The 8,502-nt window shown below is 40.5% G+C and carries 9 protein-coding genes and 1 pseudogene; 7 read left to right on the top strand and 3 right to left on the bottom strand.

Features of this window, described 5'->3' with window-relative positions:
* Both HWQ38_RS19155 and HWQ38_RS19150 read right to left on the bottom strand, forming a co-directional pair.
* Window positions 1-702, bottom strand: a 702-nt coding sequence (locus HWQ38_RS19155; protein WP_292796465.1) for a phage integrase N-terminal SAM-like domain-containing protein, incomplete at its 3' end; no start/stop codon positions are given.
* 41 nt (window positions 703-743) lie between these two features.
* The gene (locus HWQ38_RS19150; protein WP_292796462.1) at window positions 744-977 is read right to left on the bottom strand and encodes a hypothetical protein; all 234 of its coding nucleotides are present in this window, start codon (window positions 975-977) and stop codon (window positions 744-746) included.
* An 819-nt stretch (window positions 978-1,796) separates the two neighbouring features.
* Between HWQ38_RS19150 and HWQ38_RS19145 the strand changes: the two genes are divergently transcribed.
* From HWQ38_RS19145 to HWQ38_RS19130, 4 genes are read left to right on the top strand one after another with little or no spacing between them, the layout of a single operon-like run.
* Window positions 1,797-2,411, top strand: coding sequence for a hypothetical protein (locus HWQ38_RS19145; protein ID WP_292796460.1), 615 nt, complete (start codon window positions 1,797-1,799; stop codon window positions 2,409-2,411).
* 46 nt (window positions 2,412-2,457) lie between these two features.
* Window positions 2,458-2,964, top strand: a complete 507-nt coding sequence (locus HWQ38_RS19140; protein WP_292796457.1) for a hypothetical protein — start codon at window positions 2,458-2,460, stop codon at window positions 2,962-2,964.
* A gap of 10 nt (window positions 2,965-2,974) precedes the next feature.
* The gene (locus HWQ38_RS19135) at window positions 2,975-3,178 is read left to right on the top strand and encodes a hypothetical protein (RefSeq protein ID WP_292796455.1); all 204 of its coding nucleotides are present in this window, start codon (window positions 2,975-2,977) and stop codon (window positions 3,176-3,178) included.
* 57 nt (window positions 3,179-3,235) lie between these two features.
* Window positions 3,236-3,565, top strand: a complete 330-nt coding sequence (locus HWQ38_RS19130) for a hypothetical protein (RefSeq protein ID WP_292796453.1) — start codon at window positions 3,236-3,238, stop codon at window positions 3,563-3,565.
* A 368-nt stretch (window positions 3,566-3,933) separates the two neighbouring features.
* On the opposite strand, the gene HWQ38_RS19125 is transcribed toward HWQ38_RS19130, so the two are convergent.
* Window positions 3,934-6,234 carry an FAD/NAD(P)-binding protein gene (locus HWQ38_RS19125; RefSeq protein WP_292796451.1) on the bottom strand — a complete coding sequence of 767 codons (2,301 nt, stop codon included), beginning with the start codon at window positions 6,232-6,234 and terminating at the stop codon, window positions 3,934-3,936.
* A gap of 529 nt (window positions 6,235-6,763) precedes the next feature.
* Between HWQ38_RS19125 and HWQ38_RS19120 the strand changes: the two genes are divergently transcribed.
* The 3 genes and pseudogenes from HWQ38_RS19120 to HWQ38_RS19110 all read left to right on the top strand — a co-directional run.
* Window positions 6,764-7,717, top strand: a complete 954-nt coding sequence (locus tag HWQ38_RS19120) for a D-2-hydroxyacid dehydrogenase (RefSeq protein WP_292796449.1) — start codon at window positions 6,764-6,766, stop codon at window positions 7,715-7,717.
* Window positions 7,718-7,738: 21 nt separating this feature from the next.
* The gene (locus HWQ38_RS19115; protein ID WP_292796447.1) at window positions 7,739-7,888 is read left to right on the top strand and encodes an FAD-dependent oxidoreductase; all 150 of its coding nucleotides are present in this window, start codon (window positions 7,739-7,741) and stop codon (window positions 7,886-7,888) included.
* A gap of 53 nt (window positions 7,889-7,941) precedes the next feature.
* Window positions 7,942-8,316 (top strand): annotated as a pseudogene (locus HWQ38_RS19110) (IS5 family transposase); the annotation flags it as partial.
* Window positions 8,317-8,502 lie beyond the last annotated feature (186 nt).

The raw sequence follows: 8,502 nt of genomic DNA, 5'->3' as shown, positions 1-8,502 counted from the left end.
CAGACATCGCGCTTCCTTGCTTGGCAATGTTAAGAAATATTTCGCCAACAGCATCCGCAGTGGAACTAAGCGTGGTTCATTCGTTTTGGTGTCTGGTAAAAATAGTAGCTTGCCATCAAATGAGCCAACATTTAGCTGCACAACTTCTCCAGCACGCAGCCCATGACTGAGAATGTGAACCAGTGCTGTATCCCGTTGCTTTGCTTCTCCCAGCAATTCCAACGCTGACCAAACCTGTTCCATCTCTTCTGGGGTTAAACTCTGGGCTGGTGGCAGAGGTACTTTTTCCAGTTTAATCCCCAGTGTGGGATTAGTAGAAATTATGTCAGGATACGTGTAAGACATCCATTTGAAAAAGCTTTTGAGTGCAGCAACTCCGGCATTGATGCTGCTTTTTGAAAGGGGATTACCTGCATCTGTACGTACAAAATCACGCAAATACTCTTTGTACTGACCTAAATGACGTGGACGGAATTCATGATAGTGCAGCTCTGTCCATCCTAAAAACCGCTTCAGTTCGCGTTCATAAAGCTTACGACTGTTCGGTGCAAGGTTATTGCTGCGTAAAAATTCCAGCACCTTTACCCACCGAATATCGGTTGGTGGTCTTGTAACTCTAGTACGCCCAGAGAGCGATGCAGTTTCAGCGTCCAGAGGAATAAGTTTAATCGGAGGTAAGTTATTGAGTTCAGGGTTATTCACTAGATTATGCGATCGCACTCGGTAGTTCTGAATTAGATAATTCAGTATACAGGAATTAGGGATAACACAAAATAATAATTATTTTTGTGGAGAGGATCATAATCAATCAAACTATTTTGAAAGTAAGCTTCAAAATAAATAGCGTCTGATGAGCGATTGTAGACTCTTCCCTTCTCCTGGATAGGAGATACTTTAAAACGTAGCCAAGGGAAATGCGCTTGAGCTATTTTTATTGCCGCGAGTTCAAATTCGATGGGAATAATAACGTTATTCATTTTCTCCTTTTTGCTTTAATAACAATTTTGAAAATTTCGATTTATTCCTAACGTTTATTTTAGGGTAATATAGTCTAAAAATAAGATAACTTTGCTAAAATCTAACTGATTTTTAAGTATCCTAATAATTGAAAACATCTAATTAAATAATGCCTAAAATTCAGGAGAAAGATTGTTGGTTATTTCTAGACTGCAAAGTGATGACGGGTGAACTACCAGAGAACTGCCCTAATCACGAAGTATGTAAAGCGTTAGGTTTGCCACCTCAAAATAGAATGTGTGGCATTCCTTATCAAATGTGGCTTCTTAAACGCGTCTACGTTAAAAAATTTGACTTTGATAAAGACTTTTAGCCTTAACTGAACCGTATTGGCCTATAACAAGCGGAGATATCACACTAGACGCTACTCATTCCAAAAGTGAATTCCGTACCTTCTTTAAGGTGGGCTGTACTAAGGTTAAGATAAAAATACTACAATACAGTTACGTGCAGAATCAAAAGAAATTTTCAATTAGTCTGCGAATTTGGTAGGAAATTTTCAATTAGTCTGCGACAAATTTTCACTTAGTCTGCGACAATACAAGCCAGAAACCCTATTCTTCCGTTGAGAATTTTTCACTTAGTCTGCGAACCGACATTGATTCATTAGAAGATTTACGGGAGGAGCTAAATACGGATAATGTTGATTTAAGTAAGATTGGTATTAATGATTATGTTTATGACTTCATGATTAGTTTAAAATTATTAAAAAAAGATTTATCTAATGATATTAAAACAATTAAAAGTTGTCTTGATTGATAATAATCTAAAAGGGTATTATGTCTAAACGAAAAAAAATAACTCAGCAAACCAGTAAAGAAGGTTGCTGGCTATTTCTGGATTGTGAGATGTTGTCTGGTATTCCTGCGGGTGTTTGCCCTAATGCTAAATCTTGCAAGCAAAACGCGCTAGAAAGCCAAAATAGATGGTGCTTTCTTCCTTATCAAATGTGGCTTCCAGAATACGACCAATTATACAAAATACCCACATTAGAAGTTGATTGCTGGGTAGCCCCTGAAGCAAGAGAAGCTGGTTATAGTCCCCCAGTCAGTCTTTTCTATGCTTATGAAGATTCATTTTTAGGAATTGGGGAGGATAAACAGGGTAAAAGGATTTGTGATCCTCCCCCAGAGGCAAAAGAATTAGGCTTTGCGATGGCGAGATACTTACCATACAAATTTTTAAAAGGTGTATTAACGGTGGAAATTATTAACGACAAGCGTTTATTAAGAGACATGGGATGGGGAGAAGCTGTAGAGATGCCCTATCGCTTGCACCATGACATGGATACTGGGAAAAAATTTATCAAAGTGCAATTTGATATAAATCACACAAAAAATCAAGAAGCGATCGCTGCTGGCTGGCATCCAGGGTATAGGCTTTGCAAAATATGAAATGGCAAAATGGGTAAAAAATAGTGCTTGAAGAAGCTAGTTTAGGATGAAAACGGAATTATACAAAGATGGAATCATTGAAGTAACAGAAGCAGAAGAACCAGATTATGAAGAAGATTTATTTGACATTGCGGTGCATTTTGACGGCGATATTTTTCTTCCCAACGTCGTTTTTGCAGGCAAAGACCACGCATTGCGGCAAGCTAAAAAGCTTTATGATTGGCTAGAAGCTAATCATAAAGAAATCAAGGGAGAGCAACTGCGTTGGCAATCATACACAGTTAATCGTGAATCTCTAAGAGAGTACCCATCCTGCTATTTACCTTACTACTATTCAAGATACGAGCAAAGTTTAGAAATTTTAGTTTTTGAGCGAGACAAAGAAGCGATCGCTTCTGGTTGGTTGAGTCCTAACCCTTTGCCTTACTGGATGAATAAAGAAGATGGTTTGGTAGTTCTTGGAGACATTTCAGATGATGCTGTGCTTGCTGGTTGGTATAAAGCTATTGATATACGCATTCACATTTACTCTTCTATCTACCAGTCAAAATGAATAAATCAAAATGGGAAAAAGAAGATTAAAATCCGGCGATCGAGTTACTTTTGAATCGCACGATGAGAATTGTAATCCCTGTCAGCAATTTGGCATTGTAAAACAATATATTTATCCAGATTTTCACCCAGATGGGTACATTGAAATTGTGGATGAAGCCGGTGATACAATTCTTTACGGCAATGCGGATAAAGGGATTCAGAAGGCGAAATGACAAAATGGAGATTTTGAAATTTTGTACAATCATCTCATCAAAGCATGGATTTATATAATGAAAATTACTGAGATTTACGTAAGGAATAATTGTTTAGTATTTTGCATCGATGATGGATGTAAATCAATTTATCATTTATCAACTATTGTTGTAGACACAGGCTTATCAATAGATTCCCTCTCTGCCGAAAAACTACCAGAATCAAGAGTACAAGAAATTATTGAAGCTGAAAGCGAACAAATATCAATAATTGAAATCAAAGGCTCAATTGGTAGATTAGAAAATGCGGAAAATTGCCTTGATGCTAATTATAATGAAGCTGATCACAGCTGCTCTTATTGGTTTTCCGGGCAAATAAACAATATTTTAAATCAACTTTTTAGTTGACTTTGTGAGTTGAAAAGGGAATTATGCTTCTGGATCTCAATGTCAGGTTGCCAATTGAGACAGGGTAAATGTGTCTAAAAATACTAGTATTAGTCTTTTTGAGAATTTTATAGCCTGAAAGTGATTCATAGCAGTACTTTCAGCCTATCTTGCCTCTGCTGAAAGCTTCGCTGTATCTACGCCAAATTACACCTATCTCGGCTCAATCTCACTTACGGGTATTATTGAAAAATGGGTGGCTAAGATGCTTATGGAGGAAGGCTTTTAGCCTTAGCGTACAATTTTCCCCTTTTGGCACGGTGATGCCTACTTGTACCCACTCGCAAGCGCGATAAAGGGTGTTTTGTCCATCTTTGTGCGTCAGATTACTAAATGTACATAGCAAAGTAATCATTGTAGATTTCGGTATTAGTCATAACTGTGAGTTCTATTTGTTTTTGTTCTGCATCTGTAGCCGGACTTGTGGCGGAATCTAAGCTTTCTTGAGGAATAAAATCACCACAGTATTCATTTGCAGGTAGTGCAGCATTCATCTTTTGGGGATAACTCAATTTGAGATTATTCATGATAGTAATGAATTGACTGCGGCTGCGATCGTTAAATCTGGGATTAAGGCGTTTTTCTTCGCCAATGGTAGAAACTGTACGTCCTTTGTAGTCATGAGCCGGATACACCAAAGTCTCATCTGGCAAAATAAATAAGTGTTGCGTCACTGCATCATATAGAGTTCCTGCATCGCCTCCTTGAAAATCTGTGCGTCCACAACCACGAATCAATAAAGCATCACCAGTTAATAAGCAGGTATTATCCACTAAATATGCGATGTGGCTAGCAGTATGGCCTGGTGTGGAAATTGCTTCGATGCTTACCGAGCCGACTTCGAGGATTTCGCCACCAACAAGAGAGCGATCGGCTTTTGTTACAGCAGGATTTTGTGGCACAATCACCTGGCAACCTGTTTTGCGTCTGAGTTGGCCTGCGCCTGTGATGTGATCTGCATGCAGGTGCGTTTCAAGACAGTAGCATAGTTTTAATCCTAGTTCATCTAATGCTTGCAAATCGCGATCGACTTGCTCTAATACAGGATCGACTAAAACAGCATCTCCAGTTTGCCGATCGGCAATTAAATATGTATAGCTACTGCTTTCTGGGTCAAAAAATTGCCGAAATAGTAAGGTTGAGTGAGAAATTTCCCAGTTGCGAGTGCTTGCGTCACTATCTAACAAAGGCATCACCGGAATAGAACTTACACGCACTGGCAATGACTGCAACAACGTCTGAGATAATTTTTGTGCTTGTACGCGTAATTCTGGAACAGCGATAGTTTCCCACAAGTCGCCCTTGCGAAGAGTTCCCAAGGTATAAAGCAAAGTTGAAACTTGATCGTCTGCTGTATATAAAGCACCGTGAATATCTGCATCTAATCCTAAACCAATGGCATTAGGACGGATTAATCGCTGCGATCGCAAATTAGCAATTAGCGGATGAGGCGATCGGCGATAATCTGCGGCTACCCCTGTACAATTCACTACTCCCTGAACTTGTAAGACAGTATTTGTCTGGGTTTTGCGCCCAGATATAGTCACTGCTACGCCATCTGACAAGGGTTGATATGCTTGAATTCGCCCTGCGGAAATAGTCAGTTGACCAGAGTCCACCATTTCTTGCACCACATCTGCTACTTTTTGAGCAATACGGTGTCGATGAATATCCCAATAGGATGTTAGATGACGCAAAAAACGCTGCTTTTCTACAGTTGGTAGTTTTTGCCACATTTTTTGAGTAATTGGGCGTAACGAATCAATCACGGCTCGCCAATCGTAACCTTGAACATTCGCAACTTTTACTTCGTCACGCAACCGACTTAACCAACCGCGCGCTGTGTTGGGTGAAGTTTCCAGAGAGACGAAAGTAGGATAAGGCTGAGATGCTTGATGTTTTAGCGGAAACAACCCTCTTCGAGACACTGCATAAATTTTGCCCCGATGTTGGCGATCATGAAGAGATAAAACCATATCCACCATCGTCAGTCCTGTACCAATGAGCAATACCGAAGCATCAGGATCAATCTCTGCTAGGGCATCGGCTGACCAAGCATTCCGCCGATAACTTTCATTGTTAGTATCTGCACGATCAATTGCGGGAGGTGCAAAGGGCGAATTTCCTAATGCCAACACAACTCTGTCTGCGTTAAAACAACGACCACTACGCAAAGAGATGATTGCACCGTTTTCTGCTGGCTCTATTCCTACTGCTTCATCGTTCAATCTTTCTAGTCGGACATCAGTAGGTGCTGTAGCTTCGGCTTCTGCCAAAATCGACTGAATGTATAAACCATAAACTTTACGTGGTATGAAGCTACTAGCATTAACTTCTTCAGAAAAAAATGCAGCTAACTCGTTATGGTTGTACTGAAGCCACCGCATTAGATGTCCCGGATCGTGAGCAAATGCACTCATGTTACCTGCTGAGACATTTAGCAAGTGACAGTTAGTATCTGTGCTGTACGCAATGCCTTTACCAATTTGAGGACTACGCTCAATCAGTTTAATAATGAGGGGTTGGCTGGCTGTTTTTAATAGGTGTGTAGCGACTAGAGAACCACTAAAGCCTCCGCCAACAATAACTATCGTGGTTGGAGTATGAGTAGTGAAAGAATTAGCCTTCATAGTAGTCTCGTATCAAGAGTTACAGAGAATTTATCAAGTCTGTTTACTAGGAATAAATTTATTTCCAATCCAGCCAATAGAATTTAGATTTAATATTATTTAAATTTTTATAATACTCTGATTTACCACATAAAGTACACCTAATCGCTAGAAAAACCGTATTTTTGATTAGATAGCTGTATCATTAGAGTCACTCCCGATTCCACAGTTTTTGCCACAACAACCCAACGGTAAAGATAACAGCGAGAACAAACACCAAAATCTGAGATTCTTCAAGAAAAGCTTGACTTGCTTTATCTAGCCTTGTAAAGTGTTTCCTAGTTTATAATTTAACATCTTTAAGTCGATAGACTTACCGTAGTTTATGAAACTAGTTCAAGTTTGCCAAATTCACTTATGACTGTTGACTGTTAACAAAAATTAAATTGAAAACGTATTGCGATCGCTGTCTACTCTACCTAACTAATATTATTGCTGGGTAGATGAGTAGTCAGCAGGATATTAAAGTAATTCTATGAAGGATTAAGCCGTGGTCAAACTAATTCTACCTACAGAGCTTGCCGCCGAGATTGAGCCACATCTACCATCGGATACACGATTTGTGCGGGTAGATAGTGATGGTAATTTTGATAGCGATCCTAGTGATGCTGAAGTTTATCTCAATGGGTTTAAATTGAAACCGACCACTCTACATAAGGTGCTGGCAGCTGCTCCTGGAATACGTTGGCAACAGACTCCTAGTGCTGGTGTAAATCACATTTTGACACCGATTTTTCTCGAACACGATATCATTCTGACTAATGGCGCGGGAGTTCATGCGATTCCGATTTCGGAATTTGTCTTAAGTTTGATCCTCTATCACGCCAAACAGTTACGGCAATTGCAAGCTGCTCATGACCAACGTACTTGGCGAAAAAGCTGGTTAGTACTGCCAGAGTTGGCAAATTCAACTGTATTAATTCTTGGGACTGGAAATATAGGCCAAGCGATCGCAGCTCGTATTAAACCATTTGGAGCGAGAGTTTGGGGTGGTCGTCGTCGTCCTGAACCTCTAACAAATTTTGATAAAATCGTCGTTGGCAATGAATGGCACGCATTATTACCAGAAGTTGACTATCTAGTTGTAGCCACACCTCTGACACCACAAACCAAAGCCTTAATTGATGAAACAGTACTGCGATCCCTACCCAGTCATGCTTATTTAATTAATGTCGGTCGCGGTTCAGTTGTAGATGAATCAGCATTAACAAACGCTCTCACTGAAGGCTGGATTGCAGGTGCAGGATTAGACACAGTTTCTATTGAACCCTTACCGCCAAAAAGTCCTTTATGGTCATTACCTAACCTCTTTATTACACCTCATACTTCCGCAATTTCCCCAGCATTGAAAGGACGCATTACAGACTTGTTCCTTGATAACTTAGAGCGTTACCGAGGCAATAAGCTTTTACGGAATGTAGTCAATAAGGAAGCAGGATACTAAACAAATTTATACAGCGATGATATGAATACAAAAACTTTTCAAGTCTCGACAGCACAGAGTGTAATTACCACTGATGTCTTAGTTTTGGGTGGCGGGCCGGCTGGCAGTTGGGCAGCACTTTCAGCAGCAAAGCAAGGTGCCCGTGTCGTCCTAGGGTCTGTCATCAGTTGATGTAAAGGAAGGTAAAGTAAACAGAGAAAAGATTTTAGAAGGATTATAGAGCTATGACTTGCCGCCGTTATACCCTCCGGGAAGACCAGTGGGAGCGCCTCAAAGACCTATTGCCGGGACGAGAAGGTTATGTCGGTGGGACAGCCTTCATACAATCGGTCGTTCGTGGAAGCCGTGTTATATCGCTACCGAGCAGGTATCCCGTGGCGAGACTTACCGGAACGGTTTGGGGACTTCCGAGTGGTACACACGCGGTTTAGTCGCTGGGCAAAAAGTGGGGTGTGGCAACGAGTCTTTGAGGTATTAGCCGATGATGCAGACAACGAATATGCCATGATTGACTCGAGCATAGTCCGCGCCCATCAGCACAGTGCGGGTGCAAAGGGGGGGATGCAGACAGGGAAGCGATTGGACGAAGTAAAGGGGGACAGCTTGTAAAAAAATGGGCAGAACATATACTGAACAAGTATGAACCGCCAGATATAGTAATTAATAATGCGGCAATTACCAATTAAGTAGAACGAGGTGAAAAAACCAAACTATGTAAAGATAAGTAAATACGTAGAATTTTTCTATAAAGGTAACAGGGATATGGGCAGCCGTTTAAGGGTATT

This window comes from Nostoc sp. NMS7, from assembly GCF_017115085.1.
Lineage (GTDB): Bacteria > Cyanobacteriota > Cyanobacteriia > Cyanobacteriales > Nostocaceae > Nostoc.
The sequence above is the reverse complement of the archived record's forward strand: the minus strand, read 5'-3'. Positions and strand labels throughout refer to the sequence as shown.

Bases quoted from the DNA above. Each gene is read 5' to 3' on its own strand.
- HWQ38_RS19150 (WP_292796462.1), bottom strand. From the start codon at position 977: ATGAATAACGTTATTATTCCCATCGAATTTGAACTCGCGGCAATAAAA.
- HWQ38_RS19145 (WP_292796460.1), top strand. From the start codon at position 1,797: ATGTCTAAACGAAAAAAAATAACTCAGCAAACCAGTAAAGAAGGTTGC.
- HWQ38_RS19140 (WP_292796457.1), top strand. From the start codon at position 2,458: ATGAAAACGGAATTATACAAAGATGGAATCATTGAAGTAACAGAAGCA.
- HWQ38_RS19135 (WP_292796455.1), top strand. From the start codon at position 2,975: ATGGGAAAAAGAAGATTAAAATCCGGCGATCGAGTTACTTTTGAATCG.
- HWQ38_RS19130 (WP_292796453.1), top strand. From the start codon at position 3,236: ATGAAAATTACTGAGATTTACGTAAGGAATAATTGTTTAGTATTTTGC.
- HWQ38_RS19125 (WP_292796451.1), bottom strand. From the start codon at position 6,234: ATGAAGGCTAATTCTTTCACTACTCATACTCCAACCACGATAGTTATT.
- HWQ38_RS19115 (WP_292796447.1), top strand. From the start codon at position 7,739: ATGAATACAAAAACTTTTCAAGTCTCGACAGCACAGAGTGTAATTACC.